This is a genomic window from Winogradskyella sp. A3E31, assembly GCF_046720935.1.
GTDB lineage: Bacteria > Bacteroidota > Bacteroidia > Flavobacteriales > Flavobacteriaceae > Winogradskyella.
This window is the reverse complement of record NZ_JBHNWH010000007.1, coordinates 1-20,745: the sequence shown is the minus strand read 5'-3', so window position 1 is coordinate 20,745 and position 20,745 is coordinate 1. Positions and strand designations below refer to the sequence as shown.

Below are 20,745 nucleotides of genomic sequence, written 5' to 3'. Positions count from 1 at the left end.
AAAAAAAGCCGCTAATCAGCGGCTTTTTTTAGTTTTATAATGTGAGTGACAAACTCAGTATGAGTTGTTCTGGCCTTGTGTCTAGTCGATCCATGGACATTAAATTGTTATTGTCAATAAATCGAGCTTCATTATCACTAAAGCCGCGTTCATATCTTAGGTCAACACCAAATTTATTAAAAGACAAACCAATGCCGAAATTGAGGCCTACACTAAAATCGTTTTCGACATCGTCGACATTTAGGTTGTCAAACTCTGTATCCAAAATATATTGAAATGCTGGACCCGCAAAGACGTTTATAGGCCCTAATACCTTAACGCCAACTAATAAAGGAAGGTCCAATTTTTGCATATCAAAAGATCCATTATCGTAATCACTCTTTGTTTTGGTATACACTAATTCTGGTCTTAGGTACAGTCTGTTACCGATTTTCCCAAAGACACCTAAGTGATAACCAATGTTGTTGTCTGGTTCTTGCGAATTTTCACTAATGGAGTCGAAGTAGTCACCGTTACCGCCGTAATTAAGTCCACCTTTAATACCAAAGGCACTTCCTGTTTGACTAAAAGCCGTAACCGTAAATAATGAACAGATTAAACCTGTTAAAAATAAATTTTTCATAAGTATTCGTTTTTGATTTAGAATTGTATATCAAAAACGCTGCCAAACGGCAATTATTTTCTATGAACTGCTTTTTCAGCTGCAGAAACGATAGCAGAGCTGTTTAACCCGTACTTTTCCATAAGCTGAGCTGGTGTGCCAGATTCTCCAAATGTATCTTGTGTTGCAACAAACTCTTGTGGGCTTGGTAGATTGGTCGCTAAAACCCTAGAAACACTTTCTCCAAGACCTCCTAAAAAGTTATGTTCTTCGGCAGTTACTACACATCCTGTTTTTTTAACAGAGTTAAGAATGGCGTTATCATCCAAAGGTTTTATGGTATGAATGTTTATGACTTCAGCAGAAATACCTTTTTCATTTAAAACTTTTGCAGCTTCAAGGGCTTCCCATACTAAATGCCCTGTTGCTACAATAGTGACATCAGTTCCTTCTGTTAATTGAATGGCTTTACCAATTTCAAAAGTCTGGTTTTCTGGAGTAAAATTTGGCACTTTTGGGCGTCCAAAACGTAAATAAACAGGACCGTTGTGTGCAGCGATTGCAATGGTTGCAGCTTTTGTCTGATTAAAATCACAGGTATTGATAACCGTCATACCAGGAAGCATTTTCATTAATCCGATATCTTCAAGAATTTGGTGAGTAGCACCATCTTCTCCTAGAGTAATACCAGCGTGGGATGCACAAATTTTTACGTTTTTTCCAGAATAAGCTACACTTTGGCGAATTTGATCGTAAACTCTACCTGTAGAAAAGTTTGCAAATGTCCCAGTAAATGGAATTTTACCACCGATGGTAAAACCAGCAGCCATACCAATCATATTTGCTTCGGCAATACCCACCTGAAAAAAGCGATCAGGATGATTGGCTTTAAACTCGTCCATTTTTAATGACCCTGTTAAATCAGCACAAAGAGCAACAACATTTTCATTAGTTTGTCCTAATTCTGTGAGTCCAGCTCCAAATCCTGAACGTGTGTCTTTATTACCTTGGTTTTCGTATGTTTTCATAAAATCTGTATCGTAATCTTAATAATCGCCTAAAGTTTCTGGGTTTTGAGCTAATCCAATTTCTAGTTGCTCATCATTTGGGGCTTTACCATGCCATGCATGCGTGTGCATCATAAAATCCACACCGTTGCCCATAACTGTTTTTAATAGTACACAAACTGGTTTTCCATTTCCGGTTTTATCTTTTGCTTTAGCCATACCATTAAGGACTGCTTCAATGGAATTACCATTTTCAATTTCTAAAACAATCCAACCAAAAGCTTCAAATTTAGCTTTAACATTTCCTAGAGGCAAAACATTTTCAGTTGAGCCATCAATTTGTTGACCGTTTAAGTCTATAGTAGATATAAGGTTGTCTATCTTATTTCCGGCGGCATACATAATTGCTTCCCAATTCTGGCCTTCCTGTAATTCGCCATCACCATGAAGTGAATAAATAAGATGAGTATCACCATTTAATTTCTTGGCCTCAGCTGCACCAATAGCCACTGACATACCTTGCCCTAAAGATCCAGATGCAATTCTTACTCCAGGTAAGCCTTCATGTGTGGTTGGGTGACCTTGCAAACGGGAATCCAACAATCTAAACGTATTTAATTCATCAACGTCAAAATAACCAGAACGTGCTAAAACACTATAAAATACTGGAGAAATATGACCGTTTGAAAGAAAGAAAATGTCTTCATCTTTACCATCCATATCAAAATGGTCTTTGGTTTCCATTATTTCAGAATAAAGAGATACAAAAAATTCGGTACAACCAAGGGAGCCACCTGGGTGACCAGAGTTGACCTTGTGGACCATCCTTAAGATATCCCGTCTTACTTGGGTTGTTAAATCTTCTAAGTGTTGAATGTTAGGCATTATGTCGTTGTTAATTTGAAAGTCCAAAAATAGGCTATTCTAGCACTGTGGCAAAACAAGAAAAGTTTCACTTATTAACGATTTACAGGATTTGCTAACAATTTTATTTTTATTAAGAAGTAATGCTAATAGAGTTATTTATATTTGCCATCGACTACATATTTATGGATTTTAAACTCAAATCAAGCGATAAGAATAGCAAGGCAAGAGCAGGTGTGATTACAACCGACCATGGCGAAATAGAAACACCTATTTTTATGCCTGTTGGTACTGTAGCTAGTGTTAAGGGAGTCCACCAGAGGGAATTGAAAAATGATATTAATCCAGATATCATTCTTGGTAATACCTATCATTTGTATTTACGCCCACAGACTGAAATTTTAGAAAAAGCGGGTGGATTACATAAATTTATGAATTGGGACCGCAATATTCTTACTGATTCAGGCGGTTACCAAGTCTACTCCTTGTCTGCAAATCGAAAAATAAAAGAAGAAGGTGTTAAGTTTAAGAGCCACATTGATGGAAGTACTCATGTGTTTACACCAGAAAATGTGATGGAAATCCAAAGGGTGATTGGAGCAGATATTATTATGGCTTTTGATGAATGTACTCCTTATCCATGTGATTACAATTACGCAAAACGGTCTATGCACATGACCCATCGTTGGTTGGATAGATGCATCAACCATCTTGAAAAGACTCCTTTAAAATATGATTATAACCAGACATTTTTTCCAATCGTTCAAGGAAGTACGTATAAAGACCTTAGAGTGCAATCTGCAGAATACATTGCAAATTCAGGGGCTTTAGGAAACGCCATCGGTGGTCTTTCTGTTGGCGAACCGGCCGAAGAGATGTATGCAATGACTGAAGTTGTTTGTGATATTTTACCGTCTGAAAAGCCTAGATATTTAATGGGAGTAGGTACTCCGATAAATATTTTAGAAAATATTGCGTTAGGTGTAGATATGTTTGATTGCGTAATGCCGACAAGAAATGCAAGGAACGGTATGTTGTTTACCGCTCATGGCACAATAAATATTAAAAACAGAAAATGGGCAAGTGATTTTTCGCCCATTGATGAAATGGCGATAACGTTTGTAGATACGGAATATAGTAAAGCCTATTTAAGACATTTGTTCACGGTAAATGAGTTATTAGGAAAACAAATAGCAACCATACATAACTTAGGGTTTTACTTGTGGTTGGTTAGAGAGGCAAGAAAGCATATTATAGAAGGCGATTTTAGAATATGGAAAGATAAAATGGTAAAACAAATGGATAAACGTTTGTAGAATGAAAATACTCGATTGGTATATATTAAAGCGATACATCTTCACCTTTTTGATGATGCTACTCTTGTTTATACCTATTGGGATTACAGTAAATCTTGCGGAAAAGATTGGTAAAATTTTAGAGAAGAACGTTCCTTTTGTTGAAGTTGCTGAGTACTACTACCATTTCACTATTTACTTTGCTAACTTATTATTCCCGTTATTCTTATTCTTATCTGTTATATTCTTTACATCTAAGTTAGCGAACAATACGGAGATTGTTGCTTTTTTAAGTTCTGGAGTATCATTTTCTCGTTTCTTGAGACCTTATATGATTGGTGCAGGTATTGTTGCCATCTTTGCATTGGCTTTGGGCCTTTATTTAGCGCCAAGAGCAAGTCAAGGTTTCAATGAATTTAAATACACCTATCTAAGAACTAATAATAATATTCAACAAACAAAAGATGTCTTTCGGCAGATTAACGATAATGATTATGTCTATGTGAGTTCCTTTAATCCGAAAAATAAAATAGGTCAGAATTTTACTTTTGAGCATTTTGAAGGGAATGAATTAAAGTACAAGATCTTTGCCAATAATATTCGATATCTTGAAGATGACTCTATTTATAGATTAACGACTTATCATAAACGTAAATTTGTTGATGGTAAGGAAATTATTGAAAATCAAAGACGTTTGGATACGTTGTTTTCGTTTGACCTTGAAGATTTAACACCAGTTGAATATCATGCTGAAACACTTTTATATCACGATTTAATAAAATTCATAAATAAGGAAAAGGCACGGGGATCATCCAATATCGGACGTTATGAAGTGGTGAAATATAAAAAATGGAGCTTGCCAGTTTCTGTTTTTATACTGACCATTATAGCTGTTGCAGTGTCTTCAATTAAGCGTCGTGGTGGTATGGGAGTGAATTTGGCCTTTGGTATTGCCATTGCCATGATTTACGTCTTTTTTGACAAGGTCTTTGGTGTTATGGCAGAACAATCAGACTTTCCGCCAATTGTTGCGGTATGGTTTCCCAATATCATTTTTGGTATATTAGCCATATACCTTTTGTATAATGCCAAACGCTAACTTAAAGCACTACTTACATCTTCATTTTCTGGTTTTAATAGCAGGGTTTACTGCAATTTTAGGAGAATTAATCACAATAGGGTCATTGGCTTTGGTGTGGTATAGAATGCTGATTGCTGGGTTAATTATGTTCATCTTTATTAAGGCGATAAAGTTAGATATTAAAGTATCACGAAGAGTTGTTATTAAATTTGCTATTGCCGGGATTATCATTGCCCTACATTGGATCACTTTTTTTGAATCCATAAATCAATCAAATGTTTCTATTGCTTTGGCCATGTTTTCTTCAGGTGCATTTTTTGCTTCTTTTATTGAACCCATATTTTTTAACAGGAGAATATTGTGGTATGAAATGCTATTCGGCCTCATTGTCATTCTTGGTGTCTATTTGATTACAAAAGGCGAATTAAAATATATCAACGGCATTGTTTTAGGTCTTTCAAGTGCTTTGTTTTCAACATTGTTTGCAGTTATTAATGGAAGATTTATAGAGAAACACAAGGCCACAGTAATTTCTTTTTATGAATTTTTGAGTGGTGTGTTATTCCTGAGTTTATTCATTGCACTTTTTGGAGGTGGTTTTGATGCGGACTTTTTTAAGTTATCAAGTTCAGATTGGATTTACATATTAATTCTGGCTACGGTCTGTACAGCCTATGCTTTTATAGCTGTCGTTGAGGTGATGAAGTATATTTCGCCATTTACGGTCATTCTTAGTTATAATCTCGAACCAGTATATGGTATTGCAATTGCTGTACTACTATTTCCTGAGAAAGAGCAAATGTCAACACAGTTTTATATTGGAGCGTTGTTGGTGATTTCTGCTGTAATAATGGATGGTGTTTTAAAAAACTACAGATTAAGAAGGAGTAAAAGTAAATCCAAACCCGATTAAAGTTTTTATATTTGCATACTAACTAATTAAAAAACTAACGTCAAATTGTATGGAATATTTAGAATTTGAACTACCTATAAAAGAACTAGAAGAACAGCTAGACAAGTGTAAACTTATTGGTGATGAAAGTGAAATTGATGTCACAGAGACGTGTAAGCAAATCGAAAAAAAATTAGCTGATACCAAGAAGGATATATACAAAAATCTTACAGCTTGGCAGCGTGTTCAGTTATCTCGCCACCCAAATAGACCTTATACTTTAGACCATATTAAGGCTATTTGTGGAGATTCATTTTTAGAACTTCATGGTGATAGAAATGTTAAAGATGATAAAGCCATGATCGGTGGTCTCGGAAAAATTGGTGACCAATCTTATATGTTCATAGGCCAGCAAAAAGGCTATAATACTAAGACAAGACAATATCGAAATTTTGGAATGTCTAATCCCGAAGGCTATCGAAAAGCTTTACGATTAATGAAATCTGCTGAAAAGTTTGGTATCCCAGTCGTAACCTTAATTGATACACCAGGGGCTTACCCAGGGCTTGAAGCTGAAGAACGAGGACAAGGAGAGGCCATAGCAAGAAATATATTGGAAATGGCACGTTTAAAAGTGCCTATCATGACTATCATTATAGGCGAAGGAGCTTCAGGTGGTGCTTTAGGTATTGGAGTTGGCGATAAAGTCATGATGTTAGAAAATACTTGGTATTCGGTGATTTCACCAGAATCCTGCTCTTCTATACTTTGGAGAAGCTGGGAATACAAAGAACAAGCAGCAGAGGCTTTAAAGTTAACCGCTAAGGATATGAAGCGTATGAAACTAGTGGATCAAATTATTAAAGAACCATTAGGTGGAGCTCATACCAATAGAGAAAAAACATTTTTGGCAGTTAAGAATGCCATTGAAAAATCATACGAGGAATTTAAAAACTTATCACCAGAAGAATTGATAGAAAATCGTATGAAAAAATATGATGAAATGGGTGTTTATAAATCTTAAACACACTGAAATCAAGAGAACTTAAAAACTGAAGTTTTTATCTTCAGTTTTTTTTGGCTTTATTAACAATAAAATAGACTTATCAACAGTTCAATTGTTGAAGACCTGTTAAGATTACAAATTCATTGGTCTTAACAATTTATTTACATTCGCACTCTATGAAACAACCCAACCCCGTTAAAGGCTATAAGGTAGACACTTCGTCTATAATCAATCTTGAGAAAGGTAAATTGCCACCTCAAGCACTTGATTTAGAAGAAGTTGTGCTTGGAGCTATGATGATTGACAAAAAAGGGGTCGATGAGGTTATCGATATATTAAGCCCAGAAGCTTTTTATAAAGATGCCCATAAATATATCTTCGAAGCCATTTTCAAATTATTTGAAAATAGCGAACCAGTGGATTTATTAACGGTTTCTAGTCAATTAAAAAAGGATCAAAAATTAGATATTGTTGGCGGTGATTTTTATTTGATTTCATTGACCCAACGTGTATCCTCTTCAGCGCATATTGAGTTTCATGCACGCATTATCCTTCAAAAATTTATACAGCGTAGTTTAATTAAAATTTCAAACGAAATTATTGAGGAGGCTTACGATGAAACAAAGGATGTTTTTGATTTATTAGATAATGCAGAAGCAAAACTTTACGAAGTTACTCAAGGTAACGTAAAAAAATCAACAGAGACTGCTCAGAGTTTGGTGATCCAAGCCAAGAAAAAGATTGAAGAAATTTCCAATAAAGAAGGGCTTTCAGGAATCCCTTCAGGATTTGATAAAGTGGACAAGTTAACTTCTGGATGGCAGCCTAGTGATTTAATCATTGTTGCAGCACGTCCTGGTATGGGTAAAACGGCATTGACCTTATCCATGGCTAGGAATATTGCCGTTAACAGCAACATCCCAGTGGCTTTCTTTTCGTTAGAAATGTCCTCTGTACAGTTAATCACCAGATTAATTTCAAGTGAAACAGGCCTTTCTTCTGAAAAGTTAAGAACTGGTAAACTCGAAAAGCACGAATGGGAGCAATTAAACGTTAAGGTAAAAACCTTGGAAAAGGCACCTTTGTTTATCGATGACACTCCGTCTTTATCCATATTTGACCTCAGAGCAAAGGCTAGACGATTAGCTTCGCAATACGGTATTAAAATGATCATCATTGATTACTTGCAGTTAATGACAGCAGGTGGTAGTCAAAAAGGAGGTAACCGAGAACAAGAAATTTCTACAATTTCTAGAAACCTTAAAGCTTTGGCTAAAGAACTAGAAGTCCCTGTTATTGCCTTATCACAATTGTCTCGTGCTGTAGAAACGCGTGGAGGAAGCAAACGCCCATTATTATCAGATTTACGTGAATCTGGTGCGATTGAGCAAGACGCCGATATTGTTTCCTTTATTTATCGTCCAGAATATTATAAAATTGATGAATGGGATGATGAAGAACGTTCACCAACAGAGGGACAAGCAGAATTTATTATCGCTAAACACAGAAACGGTGGATTGGATAATTTAAGACTGAAATTCATTGGGCATTTAGGTAAATTCGATAATCTTGATGATTTTGATACTCCATTTGGTGAATTCCATTCTAAAATGAATGCTGCGGCCAATGATGATACCTTTAAGACAGATCATTTCCCTTCTGCAGATGATGCATTTGATGCACCTGAGGATGATGGAGTTCCGTTTTAAAAATTAATAGCTTTTCTTTGCAAGAAAAATAGCCTCATGTTAGATAAAAGACGGACAACAAATATCCTTTTGTTGATTATAGCAATTCCTTTAGTATTCTATCTGCTGAAGATCCTTTCCTTCATATTTATACCGCTGATTTTTTCAATGTTTATAGCGTTGTTGTTTTTGCCGCTCATGCGTACTTTAGGACGACTGAAAGTGCCAAAATTCATTAGTATTATTATAGTTTTACTTTTAGTTGGTGGTGGTGTATGGATTGGAGTTGAGCTTATTCAGTTGTCTAGCAGGCAAATTTTGGCTAGTGATACGCAATTTTTTGATAAAGCCGAGCTAAAGTTAAATAACCTAAAAGAATACGTTACACATAATTTTGGATTTGAGTTCGAAGATGATAAAAACTTCCTCAATCAATTCTTAGGAAGTGAAAATATAGGTTCTACCGTCAGTTTTTTAAGACAATTTTTAACCACTTTATTAATGACTACCTTCTTTGTTGTTTTATGGCTTGCTGAATCCATTAATGTGCAAAAATTACTGAACAGTACATTATTAAAACAACGCTATACTTCGATAAAAACATTTATGAAGATTGAAAAGGACTTGATTAAGTTTATTAAAGTGAAGTTTTTAGTGAGTCTTTTAACAGGTGTGTTTACAGGGTTGATGTGTGTGTTTTTTGACGTCAGCTTTCCTATTTTCTGGGGTCTTTTTGCCTTTACCATAAATTTTGTTCAGATGGTTGGGTCATTTATATCTGTTATTTTATTATCCATCTTTGCTTTTGTTGAAATTGAGGCAACTAGTACCTTATTATTCTTCGTAGCATCAATTACGGGTGTTCAGGTGCTATTTGGAGCCATATTAGAGCCTATATTTATGGGCAAGTCATTTTCAATTAATGTCATAGCGGTTTTGGTAATGCTAATGTTTTGGGGATTTCTTTGGGGTATTCCTGGGCTCATAATGGCCATTCCGATTACTGTATTCATCAAAATAATCTTAGAGCAATTCCCTAATACTAGAGTTATTGCCAGTTTACTTTCAGGCAAACAAACTGCCCCTGAAAAACTTTAAAAGTTCTCAAATTCTAGTATCTTTCTCTATAAAATATTTAGAATGGTACATGGTACACACAATGCAATCGATGACCCAAGAAATGAATCCATAAAAATTTCTATTAATGGTGAACTTTTCGATCGTAAAGAAGCAAAAATATCAGTTTTTGATAGTGGTTATTTAGTTGGCGATGGAGTGTGGGAAGCACTAAGACTACATAATGGTGTCTTAGTCTTTTTGGAAGATCATCTCGCACGTTTATGGGAGTCAGCTGCTACTGTAGGAATGTCTCTCCCGTGGACAAAAGAAGATTTGACTAATCAAATATGGGATGTATTAAAGGCTAATAATATGAATGACGGCGTACATGTGAGAACCATGGTAACACGCGGAATAAAGAAGACACCATCACAAGATCCAAGACTTACTATTTCTGGACCCAATGTTGTTGTTATTCCAGAGTATAAGACTGCTTCAGAAGATTCAAAGGACAAAGGGATAACATTATTTACATCAACGATTCGACGAGGTTCACCAGATTATTTAGATCCACGATTAAATTGCCATAGTAAGCTACACGAGGTTCAAGCATTGATACAGGCTATTGAATCAGGTGCAGATGAAGCGTTGATGTTAGACGTTAACGGTTTTGTCTCTACATGTAATGCGACTAATTTTTTTATAGTTAGAGGCGATGAGGTCTGGACTTCCACTAGTAAATATTGTATGAATGGGATCACTCGTGCAAAGGTCATTGAGGCGTGTAATAAACACGATATTATATGTAAAGAAAAAGATTTTTCTCTTTTTGATGTTTACGGAGCCGATGAAGCTTTTGTTACTGGTACTTTTGGTGGATTGACGCCTGTGACTAAAATTGATGGACGACAAATAGGTCAAGGAAACTTCGGGAAAACGACTAAGAGATTAAGTGGACTGTATAAAGATTTAATTCAAGAGTATGTCAATAACAACTAATGTTAAACGAGTTTGTCTTTGGTCTGGCCCTCGCAATATTTCTACGGCACTGATGTATTCCTTCGCGCAGCGAGAAGACTGTAAAGTTTTTGATGAACCACTTTATGCTTATTATTTAAAAAATCATCCTGAGGCTCAAAAATACCATCCAGGGGCAGAAGACATTTTGAGTACAATGGAAACTGACGGTGAAAAGGTTGTAGAGAATATGCTCTCAAATTCTGAAAAGCCTATTTTGTTCTTTAAGCACATGACCCATCATTTGTTAGATTTGGACAGATCGTTTTTAAATAAAACCGTCAATATCATTCTAACAAGAAACCCTAAAGAGATGTTGCCTTCATTTGATAAGGTGATTAAAAACCCAGTAATGAATGATGTTGGCTATGCATTGCATTCAGAATTGTTAAGTCATTTTAAAGAGAATAACATTGACTTTGTTGTTTTGGATTCCAAAAAAGTTTTGTTAGATCCTAAAGAAACACTTCAAAAATTATGCAATGCGATAGACATCCCTTTTGATAAGAATATGCTGAGTTGGACACCACAAAAAAGACCCGAAGATGGTATTTGGGCAAAATATTGGTACGACAATGTGCATAAATCAAGTGGTTTTCAACCTTATAAGCCTAAGAATGACCCATTTCCTATGCACCTTAATCCACTTTTAAAGGAATGCGAGCCACATTACCAAAAATTGATAGCACATTCAATTTAAAATCATAAAAGAATAATAAAGCTATTAGGAATAGACTAAAAATTGGGTATATTTCGTTTAAATATTATGAAATTGAAGTCACTTATATTAACTGTTTTTCTTGTTAGCTTTAGTCTGCAATCCTTTGCGTCTTATATTTTAATTCCTATGGATGCCGAAACCCAAGAGAACCATTTAAAAGCTTATGGGGTAACCTATTGGACTCTTGAACGTCAGCTAAAAGTAAAGTGGCTGCTTAATTATAGAGGCGGTTCTTTTTTAATTCCTGATGCTGAGATTATTCAGCGCGAATGCCAGATTAGAGGGGTGTCCTTTGAGGTTATTTCTGATGCAAAAGCAGAACAGATTTTAGAAAGTATCAGTAGCCCTTCCATGAATCAGGAAGCAGTAGTTTTAGAGAAAGCACCTAAAATTGCAGTATATACACCTTATGGTAAACAACCTTGGGATGATGCTGTAACAATGGTGTTGACCTATGCCGAAATTCCTTACGAAACCATTTATGATGAAGAAGTGCTTAAAGACGAATTATTACTTTATGATTGGTTACACCTTCACCATGAAGATTTTACCGGTCAATATGGAAAGTTTTATCGATCATACAGGTCTGCAGCATGGTATATTGAAGAGAAAAAAGAAGCTGAAGCGCTTGCAGCTAAACTAGGTTACTCTAAAGTATCTGATGCCAAATTGGATGTCGCACTTAAAATAAGGAACTATGTAGCTGGTGGAGGCTTTATGTTTGCGATGTGCTCTGCAACTGATAGTTTTGATATTGCACTATCAGCTGAAAACGTTGATATCTGTGAACCTATGTTTGATGGGGATGGTAGCGACCCTGCATATCAAAATAAAATAGACTACTCAAAGACCTTTGCTTTCAAGGATTTTATTTTAGAACGGAGTCCCAATGTTTATGAATTTTCATCAATTGATATGACGCGTAAGCGTAACATACCCAAGCAAACCGATTATTTTTCGTTGATGGAATATTCTGCCAAATGGGACCCTATTCCGACCATGTTGACACAAAACCATACAGCTCTTGTTAAAGGGTTTATGGGTCAAACGACGTCTTTTACACGAGATGAAATAAAAGCCAATGTGTTGGTAATGGGAGAGAACAAGACAAATGGTGAAGCCAAATACATCCATGGCATTAAAGGGAAGGGATTCTTCACCTTTTACGGTGGACATGACCCTGAGGATTATACCCATAGGGTAGGAGATCCAAAGACAGAATTGGATTTGCATCCAACATCTCCAGGGTATCGCCTAATCCTTAATAATGTGTTATTTCCAGCTGCTAAAAAGAAAAAGCAAAAGACCTAAAAGTTGTTTTAATGCGAATTATTCAAAAGGAAATTGAAATTCCAGCCAAACCAAGAGGTTTCCACCTTATTACACAAGACATAATTGAATCTATTGATGAGTTACAAACTATTGATGTTGGCTTTCTCAATGTATTTATAAAACATACGTCTGCAAGTTTAACCATTAATGAGAACGCTGACCCAACTGTTCGTCACGATTTTGAAAAGCATATTAATGAAATGGTTCCCGAAAATCAGCCATACTACAAGCATACGTTAGAAGGCCCTGATGATATGCCCGCCCATATAAAGAGTTCATTGATGGGATCATCGATACAAATCCCGATTACGGACGGTAGACTAAATATGGGAATGTGGCAGGGTATTTATTTGTGTGAGCACCGCAACAATGCTACTTCTAGGCAGCTTGTTTTGACGGTTTATGGAAATTGATAAGTTCTACTTATAGAAAATCCACGAGGATTTTCGTAAGTAGGTTTGTACTAGCTATTAATTTTTAAAAAGTTAAGGCCAATTTAACCTTGTCAGATCACGAAACTCTTCATAACTCATTGAGTCCATATTTCTTGCTAGTTCGATTCTCTTGTCAATTAGTTTTCTAGATTTATAATCATTAGAAAATATTCTATTGAGAATCTTCAAGTCTAAAACCCAACCAGTTTGTTCTTTATTTAAAATAAGGTTTATACTATCATGTATTTGACATGAAAGATTAGTTAATTCCGAAATGTCATTCCAATTAATTGATTCATTTTTACGATTAAAGTCTAAATGCCCAACGTGCGTATGTCTTATTTCCCTGATTCTCAAATTTGTGTATTTGGATTTAGCTTCTTTAAGTTTTAAAAGATACTCTTTCACAGAAAACTCTGATTGATCTATTTTCTTTAGTACTAGATTTTTCAATTTGTCAAAAGAATAGTCCTGATTTGGTTCGTATAATTTATAGAGATTCAAAACAGCATTGTTACGTATAACATGATATAGAAACCATAAATCTTTTGGTTTTTCATCATCAACAGCTTTTAGATACTTAGGAAAATTAATCAAGTATTCGAGTGATTTTAAAGTCTCATGAATCAAGTAGACCTGCTGTCTAAGCTTTATTGATATTTCACTATCTATGTTTTTATTCATAAAATGGAACGATCTCTATCAATGAGACCCCACATCACACCCACAAGCCGCTCTTGTAAAACTCTGAGATGCTTCGTGCCAAGGAAATGCTTCATTGTATTTATTGTTTTCCCAATAGAACTTTCCGTGGGTTTTAGGGTGGTTCCCTATTTCGTTCATGGTTTCAGTATCGTACATTCTGCCATTAATCATGGTATAAATAATACTTTCAGAATTTCTGATATCCTCAAGTGGATTCTGGTCCATAACAATTAAATCGGCCAACTTACCTTCCTTAAGTGAGCCAATATCCTTACTCGCTCCAATATATTGCGCTCCGTTAATCGTTGCGGCTTTTAGGGCTTCATGGTTTGTCATACCTCCCTGTTGCAAAAGCCATAATTCCCAATGTGCACCAAGGCCTTGTAATTGGCCATGAGCACCTAAATTAACCTTAACACCTGCATCAGTCAGTGCTTTACATGTTTCACTGACTAGTATGTGACCATTCTCGTATTCTTCGTCTGGCACCATTACCCGGTGTCTTGATCTAGCATCAATCAACCCTCTTGGGGTGTATTTTAATAGCTTTTCATTTTCCCATACATTGGTGCTTTGATACCAATAGAATTCACCATTGACACCACCATAGTTCACTATTAAGGTAGGGGTATACCCCACATTTGTTTTACCCCATAGCTCTAAAACATCTTTATATACTGGTGCTACAGGAATATTGTGTTCAACTCCTGTATGCCCATCCATAACCATAGTTATATTATGAAAAAACGTAGAACCTCCTTCTGGAACGACGAAGATACCTTCCTCACGAGCTGCTTGCAAAACTTGTTGGCGTTGTTCGCGTCTAGGTTGATTGTAACTTTTAACTGATAATGCTCCGAAAGCCTTGGTTCTTCGAATAGAAGAGCGCGCATCGTCTAAGTTATTGATTACTGCTTTAAAATCTCCATCAGCTCCATAAAGAATAAAGCCAGTAGAGTAGAGGCGTGGTCCAACAAGCTGTCCGCTTTTTTGTAATTCTGAAAGCGCAAACACTGTTTCGGAATGTGCAGATGGATCGTGAGCTGTAGTCACCCCATAGGCCAAATTTGCATAAAATTGCCAGTGCTTTTGTGTTGTCAGACCATAACGGAAACCGCCAATATGAGCATGTGCATCGACAATGCCGGGCATTATGGTTTTTCCAGTGACATCATAAACTTTTGCATCATTTGGGATTGTTACAGAAGATGAATTTCCAATCTTTTCAATTTTATTTTCATGTATAACAATAGTTCCATTTTCAATGATTTCGTCACCTTCCATAGTAATGATTCTTGCTCCTTTAAGAGCAATTCTCCCAGTAGGTTTGTCCGTTTCTACGTTAAGGTTTATTTTGATACTCTCTTCAATAAGTTTTGTGTCTTCTGAAGCTTCGGCAGAAAAGTATTGGTTCCCAAGCGTCCAGTGAATTTTTTTGCTGTTCGGCGACCAATGTAAATTAATACCAGCATCCTTGGAGAGTTGTGTGACAGGAACAAACTTAGAGGTATCCGTTAAATCCAATGTTTGGCCAGCAGAAGGCATCGGAGCCATATACACTTTGTGTAGATGAATGAATGCTACCCAATTACCATCTGGGCTAGGTAGAATTCGATTGCCATGCTTGGATTTTACTAATGTTCTTTCGTCATGTCCTTCTAGATTAACGCTCTTTAATGTTTTGGTGATATTTCCGAAGAACATACCCCCATTTTGATAGATAATTCGCGTATCATCCGTATTGAATTCCGGAAATCCTCCTTCACTGGTTAATAGTTTTGGATCAGTTCCGTCTGATTTCATAATATATATACCGGTTTTCTTTGTGAAGGTTCGTCCTTGGTCGTTGTTGCCTCCTTCTTTTCTATAGGTTAATAGTTTTCCACTTTTTGAGTAAGAAGGGTTTCTGTAAATGCCTTTTTCTTTGGTTAGCTTTCTTGGTGTACCGCCAATTGTAGGCACTGTATAGATACCACCTAAATTTTCATCATTCCAAGTGACATAGGTAATAGAGTTACCATCTGGGGAAAATGTAGGTTCAAACTCAAAATCTGTACCACTAGTCAAACGTTTGGCTTTTCCGTTAGGTAGATCCTGTTTGTACAAATATCCCAAAGCATTAAACACAACAGTTTTTCCATTAGGTGAGGTCACTAAATGTCTGATGACTCTGGCATCAAAATTCTCGGGTGCTACAGGAGTATCAAACTCTAAGGCTTTTGCATATTTAATTTTAGTATTGACTTGAAATGGTATTTCTGTAACAGAGAGAGAATCAACATTTATCTTTTTGATTTTTCCACCAGTCCAGATAACGATGTCTTCGTCATTCGGCATCCAACTAAAATTGGTGTAAACGCCAAAAATAGCCCAAGCTTCTTGTTGATCTTTATTAAGCTCATCATAGATTGGCCATTCTTCTCCGGTTTCTAAATCATGAATGTATAATACCGATTTTGTACGTACTCTTTTAACGAAAGCTAACTTTTTACCATCTCTAGAAACTTGTGGTCGAGCCGCACCGCCCGGACCGCCAGTAACTCGTGTTATTTTACCAGTTTCCATGTCATAACGGTTTATCACATAGATTTGGCTGTTAGGGTCTTTGTTATATTGAAATGCCCCTCCAGGATAAACATCTTCACTGTAGTAAAGGTACTTTCCGTCTGGTGATATGGATGGCTCATTGACATCTTGCTGATCGTTTTTTCTTTTGGTGAGCTGAATACCGCTGCCACCAGTTTTATGGTACATCCACAATTCGCCCGCTCCCAATGACCTTGACGATGTAAAATGCTTTCGGGCTACTAGATAATTGCCATCTGGTGTCCAAACGGCATTGTTTAGGAGTCTAAAATTTTCTTTGGTCACCTGTTTAGCATCAGAACCATCACTTTTCATAATCCAAATATTATCTCCACCACCAGCATCACTGGTAAATGAAATGTATTTGCCATCTGGACTAAATCTAGGCTGGATTTCAAAAGGTAGTCCCTCTCTTAATATTGTAGCGTTTCCTCCGTCACTATCTATTTTGTAAATATCACCTAACAAATCAAAAACGATGTATTGTCCATCTGGACTAACATCCAAATTCATCCATGTCCCTTCGTCCGTTGACAGTTTAAGTTCACTAAAGTTCCAGTCTCCTTCAGGGTTTGAAACGTCCCATGATTCTTTTTTGTCTTTGTCTTGAGAAAGTGCAGTTAGGCTAAATAATAGAGTTATAGCTGCTAGAATTTTAAATTTCATAATAATAGTTGTTTAGCTGAGCAGAAAGTTACTACTATTATTTAAAAAAACATACCAGATAGTATTTTAAGGAAGCAATCTATATAAAAAAGAAACCGACCCATTTCTGGATCGGTTTCATAAGCGAAGTATTGTTATTAATTTTGGCTAAAAGCCCTATTTTACTTTGTTTACTATAGCTTCAAAAGCTTCTGGGTTGTTCATTGCTAAATCGGCAAGAACCTTACGGTTTAAGTCGATATTATTAGCTTTTAAACCTCCCATTAATTTTGAATAGCTCATTCCGTGCTGTCTTGCACCTGCGTTTATACGCATAATCCATAATGAACGGAATGTTCTCTTTTTGTTTCTGCGGTCTCTATACGAATATTGCATCGCTTTGTCCACCGCATTTTTAGCTACTGTCCAAACGTTTTTACGTCTTCCGAAGTAACCTTTTGCTTGCTTAAGAACCTTTTTTCTTCTGGCTCTCTTTGCTACTGAATTTACTGATCTTGGCATTTCTTTAATTGTTTTTGTAGTGGGCGGTCATAAATTGACACTTGCTAAATAGTTTTGCCCAACTCCAGGGTTTATAAAATAATTTTAACCGGTTAAAACGGTGTTACTTTAAACGCAACATTGTTTTAACATTGTCCTCATCTGCTTTGTGTACCAAAGCATCGTGAGTTAATCTAAGCTTACGCTTTTTAGACTTTTTTGTCAAAATATGACTCTTAAAAGCGTGCTTTCTTTTAATCTTACCAGTGCCAGTTAGTTTAAAACGTTTCTTAGCACTCGATTTTGTTTTCATTTTAGGCATTTCTCCTAGTTTTAATTACGTTTCGCTTATTATTGTTTGCCACCAAAGCACGCGGCTAAGGTGGGTGTTTTAATTTTTTAGTCCAATAAACCTTGAGCTTGGTAGCTGAGGTTCTCGAAGCTATTTTTTCTTTGGCGCAATGAACATGGTCATACGCTTTCCTTCTAATCTTGGCATTTGCTCCACTTTACCAACCTCTTCCAAATCTTGGGCAAGTCTTAAAAGTAAAATCTGTCCTTGTTCTTTAAAGACGATTGATCGTCCTTTAAAAAACACAAATGCTTTAAGCTTGGCACCATCTTTAAGAAACTTTTCTGCATGTTTCTTTTTAAATTCGTAATCATGGTCATCGGTGTTTGGTCCAAAACGGATTTCTTTTACAACGACCTTAGATGCTTTTGCTTTTAATGCTTTTTCTCGTTTCTTCTGTTCGTATAGAAACTTTTTATAATCCATTACCTTACAAACAGGTGGATTCGCATTTGGCGAAATCTCTACAAGATCTAAACCTTGGTCGTCAGCTATCTCTAGGGCTTTTTTAATAGGGTAAACACCTACTTCAACATTATCCCCGACAACGCGGACTTCTTGAGCTCTAATCTTAGAATTAATTTTGTGTTGATCCTCTTGGGATTGTCTTCTAGAATAATTCTTTCTGTTTCTTCGTATTGCTATGGCTTATATAATTTTAATTAAACATTAATTTATTTAAAAGTCTTCAAACTTTTATTTACTCTTTCATTTACTATTCTGGTGAATTCCTCTACATTAATTGTGCCCAAATCTTCACCTCCATGTTCTCTCACTGTTATAGTGTTGTCGGTCTCTTCTTGCTCACCAACAATAACCATAAACGGTATCTTATTCATTTCGGCTTCACGAATTTTCTTACCTACCGTCTCGTTCCTGTGATCTGCGAGGGCGCGAATTTCGTTATTTTCTAGCAAATTTAAAACTTTTTCAGCGTATTTTTCATATTTCTCACTGATTGATAATACTATCGCTTGCTCAGGCATTAACCAAAGTGGAAAGTTTCCACCTGTATGTTCCAAAAGTATAGCGACGAATCGCTCCATACTTCCAAAGGGGGCACGATGAATCATTACTGGTCTATGTAGCTCGTTGTCACTGCCTTTATAGGTAAGGTCAAAACGCTCAGGTAAATTATAATCAACCTGAATGGTTCCCAATTGCCATTGTCGTCCAAGAGCATCCTTAACCATAAAGTCTAACTTAGGGCCATAAAAGGCAGCTTCACCTTCTTCTATAATATAGTTAAGATTTTTGTCTTTTGCAGCATTTATGATCGCTTTTTCTGCTTTTTCCCAATTTTCGACATTACCAATGTATTTTTCTGGGGTTTTAGGATCTCTAATCGACACTTGTGTGGTGAAGTTTTCAAACCCTAGAGAACCAAAGACATACAATACCAAATCAATGACATCTTTAAACTCTTTATCGAGTTGATCTGGTGTGCAAAAAATATGGGCATCATCTTGTGTAAACCCTCTAACTCTAGTTAATCCATGCAGCTCACCACTTTGTTCATATCGATATACTGTACCGAATTCGGCATAACGCTTTGGTAATTCTCTATATGAAAAAGGGCGTGTGTTATAAATTTCACAATGATGCGGACAATTCATGGGTTTCAACAAGAATTCTTCGCCTTCTGCAGGTGTAGAAATAGGTTGAAAACTATCTTCACCGTATTTGGCATAATGACCTGAGGTGACATATAATTCTTTTTGACCGATATGTGGTGTTACCACCATTTCATATCCTGCTTTCTTTTGAGCTTGCTTTAAAAAGTTCTCAAGACGCTCCCGTAGGGCAGCTCCCTTTGGTAGCCAAAGCGGTAACCCTTGTCCAACTTTTTGAGAAAAAGTAAATAGTTCTAATTCCTTGCCAAGTTTTCTGTGGTCTCTCTTTTTGGCTTCTTCCAATAAATGAAGATACTCAGTCAGTTCCTTTTGTTTTGGAAATGAAATACCATAAACACGAGTAAGCTGCTTATTATTTTCATCACCTTTATAATATGCGCCAGCGACGCTTAAAACTTTAACGGCTTTTATAAGTCCTGTATTAGGGATATGTCCTCCACGGCACAAGTCCGTAAAAGTTGAATGGTCACAAAAACTGATGGTGCCATCTTCTAAATTTTCTATAAGGTCAACTTTATAGTCGTTTTTACCTTTATAATAAGACAAAGCGTCTTCTTTTGAAACTTCTCTCATTTTAAAGTCGTGTTTGCCACGAGCTATTTCCAACATTTTAGTTTCAATTGCTTTAAAGTCTTTTTCTGAAATAGAATCCTCGCCTAAATCAACATCGTAATAAAAGCCATTTTCGATAGCAGGCCCTACCCAGAGTTTTACATTTGGATACAGTTCTTCTAATGCCTGTGCTAAAACGTGAGCTGACGAATGCCAAAACGCTTTCTTTCCATTATCATCTCTCCATGTATATAAGGTTAGACTTCCATCTTCATTAATTGGTGTTGATGTTTCTACAACCGCATCATTAAATTTTGCAGAGATGACATTGCGGGCGAAACCCTCACTAATATCCTTAGCAACTCCAAGAGGGGTAACCCCTTTTTCGAAAGACCTCACTGAACCATCAGGAAGAGTTATTTGTATCATTATATATGGTATAAATTTCAGCCTACAAATATATAGGTAAGGCTTCAACTCTCAAAGAGAGTTATTGAATAAAACGTTTAACTAATTAAAAAGATCAGTTTCCGTATTTTTTAAAGAAATTTAAAACTTTAATTTACTCATACTAAGAGGCCTAATTATAAAGCGATATTTTTTCTTAAAATTATTGTTGCTAAACCAAAAAACGGTTTTATATTTGCGCCCCGTTAGCGACGGGTTTTTGGTTGTTAGTGGTAGTTCATTTCCGGTAATGTTTATGGTTTAAAAAAAATAATTTATTTTTTTTTGGATTGTAGTTGTAGGAAATAAAAAAGGGTTTTATATTT

Annotated in this window: 19 protein-coding genes; 10 read left to right on the top strand and 9 right to left on the bottom strand. The window is 36.1% G+C overall.

The features are described from left to right. Positions 1 to 34 precede the first annotated feature (34 nt). From ACFEMA_RS09655 to ACFEMA_RS09645, 3 genes are read right to left on the bottom strand one after another with little or no spacing between them, the layout of a single operon-like run. Complete coding sequence (locus ACFEMA_RS09655) at positions 35 to 622, bottom strand: porin family protein (protein ID WP_411767943.1); 588 nt, start codon at positions 620 to 622, stop codon at positions 35 to 37. Positions 623 to 675: 53 nt separating this feature from the next. Next, entirely contained in the window at positions 676 to 1,629 is a 954-nt protein-coding gene (locus ACFEMA_RS09650; RefSeq protein WP_411767942.1) for a transketolase family protein, read from the bottom strand. 18 nt (positions 1,630 to 1,647) lie between these two features. Next, positions 1,648 to 2,493: a transketolase gene (locus ACFEMA_RS09645; protein ID WP_411767941.1), complete on the bottom strand. Its 846-nt coding sequence runs from the start codon at positions 2,491 to 2,493 to the stop codon at positions 1,648 to 1,650. A 164-nt stretch (positions 2,494 to 2,657) separates the two neighbouring features. On the opposite strand from ACFEMA_RS09645, the gene tgt reads away from it, so the two are divergent. The 10 genes from tgt (at position 2,658) to ACFEMA_RS09595 (ending at position 12,976) form a co-directional block, all read left to right on the top strand. Further along, positions 2,658 to 3,788: a tRNA guanosine(34) transglycosylase Tgt gene (gene tgt, locus ACFEMA_RS09640; RefSeq protein WP_411767940.1), complete on the top strand. Its 1,131-nt coding sequence runs from the start codon at positions 2,658 to 2,660 to the stop codon at positions 3,786 to 3,788. 1 nt (position 3,789) lies between these two features. Then, entirely contained in the window at positions 3,790 to 4,866 is a 1,077-nt protein-coding gene (locus ACFEMA_RS09635) for an LptF/LptG family permease (RefSeq protein WP_411767939.1), read from the top strand. After that, complete coding sequence (locus ACFEMA_RS09630; RefSeq protein ID WP_411767938.1) at positions 4,853 to 5,761, top strand: DMT family transporter; 909 nt, start codon at positions 4,853 to 4,855, stop codon at positions 5,759 to 5,761. The genes ACFEMA_RS09635 and ACFEMA_RS09630 overlap by 14 nt, the downstream gene beginning before the upstream one ends. A 49-nt stretch (positions 5,762 to 5,810) precedes the next feature. Next, the gene (locus ACFEMA_RS09625) at positions 5,811 to 6,764 is read left to right on the top strand and encodes an acetyl-CoA carboxylase carboxyltransferase subunit alpha (RefSeq protein WP_411767937.1); all 954 of its coding nucleotides are present in this window, start codon (positions 5,811 to 5,813) and stop codon (positions 6,762 to 6,764) included. Between the two features lie 158 nt (positions 6,765 to 6,922). Next, on the top strand, positions 6,923 to 8,455 hold the full coding sequence (gene dnaB, locus ACFEMA_RS09620; protein WP_411767936.1) for a replicative DNA helicase: 1,533 nt from the start codon (positions 6,923 to 6,925) through the stop codon (positions 8,453 to 8,455). 36 nt (positions 8,456 to 8,491) lie between these two features. Beyond that, the gene (locus ACFEMA_RS09615; RefSeq protein ID WP_411767935.1) at positions 8,492 to 9,532 is read left to right on the top strand and encodes an AI-2E family transporter; all 1,041 of its coding nucleotides are present in this window, start codon (positions 8,492 to 8,494) and stop codon (positions 9,530 to 9,532) included. 42 nt (positions 9,533 to 9,574) lie between these two features. Next, on the top strand, positions 9,575 to 10,492 hold the full coding sequence (locus ACFEMA_RS09610; RefSeq protein ID WP_411767934.1) for an aminotransferase class IV: 918 nt from the start codon (positions 9,575 to 9,577) through the stop codon (positions 10,490 to 10,492). Next, on the top strand, positions 10,476 to 11,210 hold the full coding sequence (locus tag ACFEMA_RS09605) for a sulfotransferase family protein (protein ID WP_411767933.1): 735 nt from the start codon (positions 10,476 to 10,478) through the stop codon (positions 11,208 to 11,210). Before ACFEMA_RS09610 ends, ACFEMA_RS09605 begins: the two co-directional genes overlap by 17 nt. Before the next feature lie 147 nt (positions 11,211 to 11,357). Then, positions 11,358 to 12,542: an asparagine synthetase B gene (locus tag ACFEMA_RS09600; protein WP_411768209.1), complete on the top strand. Its 1,185-nt coding sequence runs from the start codon at positions 11,358 to 11,360 to the stop codon at positions 12,540 to 12,542. A gap of 11 nt (positions 12,543 to 12,553) precedes the next feature. Continuing rightward, entirely contained in the window at positions 12,554 to 12,976 is a 423-nt protein-coding gene (locus tag ACFEMA_RS09595; RefSeq protein WP_411767932.1) for a secondary thiamine-phosphate synthase enzyme YjbQ, read from the top strand. A gap of 72 nt (positions 12,977 to 13,048) precedes the next feature. On the opposite strand, the gene ACFEMA_RS09590 is transcribed toward ACFEMA_RS09595, so the two are convergent. The 6 genes from ACFEMA_RS09590 to thrS all read right to left on the bottom strand — a co-directional run bounded on the left by ACFEMA_RS09590 (position 13,049) and on the right by thrS (position 20,401). Then, a complete protein-coding gene (locus tag ACFEMA_RS09590; protein WP_411767931.1) occupies positions 13,049 to 13,681 on the bottom strand; it encodes a hypothetical protein in 633 nt (210 codons plus the stop codon). Positions 13,682 to 13,699: 18 nt separating this feature from the next. Further along, positions 13,700 to 16,954, bottom strand: a complete 3,255-nt coding sequence (locus ACFEMA_RS09585; RefSeq protein WP_411767930.1) for an amidohydrolase family protein — start codon at positions 16,952 to 16,954, stop codon at positions 13,700 to 13,702. 156 nt (positions 16,955 to 17,110) lie between these two features. Beyond that, positions 17,111 to 17,455 carry a 50S ribosomal protein L20 gene (gene rplT / locus ACFEMA_RS09580; protein ID WP_411767929.1) on the bottom strand — a complete coding sequence of 115 codons (345 nt, stop codon included), beginning with the start codon at positions 17,453 to 17,455 and terminating at the stop codon, positions 17,111 to 17,113. 103 nt (positions 17,456 to 17,558) lie between these two features. Further along, positions 17,559 to 17,756: a 50S ribosomal protein L35 gene (gene rpmI / locus ACFEMA_RS09575; protein ID WP_411767928.1), complete on the bottom strand. Its 198-nt coding sequence runs from the start codon at positions 17,754 to 17,756 to the stop codon at positions 17,559 to 17,561. 120 nt (positions 17,757 to 17,876) lie between these two features. Next, positions 17,877 to 18,425 (bottom strand): translation initiation factor IF-3, encoded by a 549-nt coding sequence (gene infC, locus ACFEMA_RS09570; RefSeq protein ID WP_411768208.1) that lies wholly within the window; start codon positions 18,423 to 18,425, stop codon positions 17,877 to 17,879. A 35-nt stretch (positions 18,426 to 18,460) separates the two neighbouring features. Then, complete coding sequence (thrS, locus tag ACFEMA_RS09565; protein ID WP_411767927.1) at positions 18,461 to 20,401, bottom strand: threonine--tRNA ligase; 1,941 nt, start codon at positions 20,399 to 20,401, stop codon at positions 18,461 to 18,463. Positions 20,402 to 20,745: the final 344 nt, after the last annotated feature.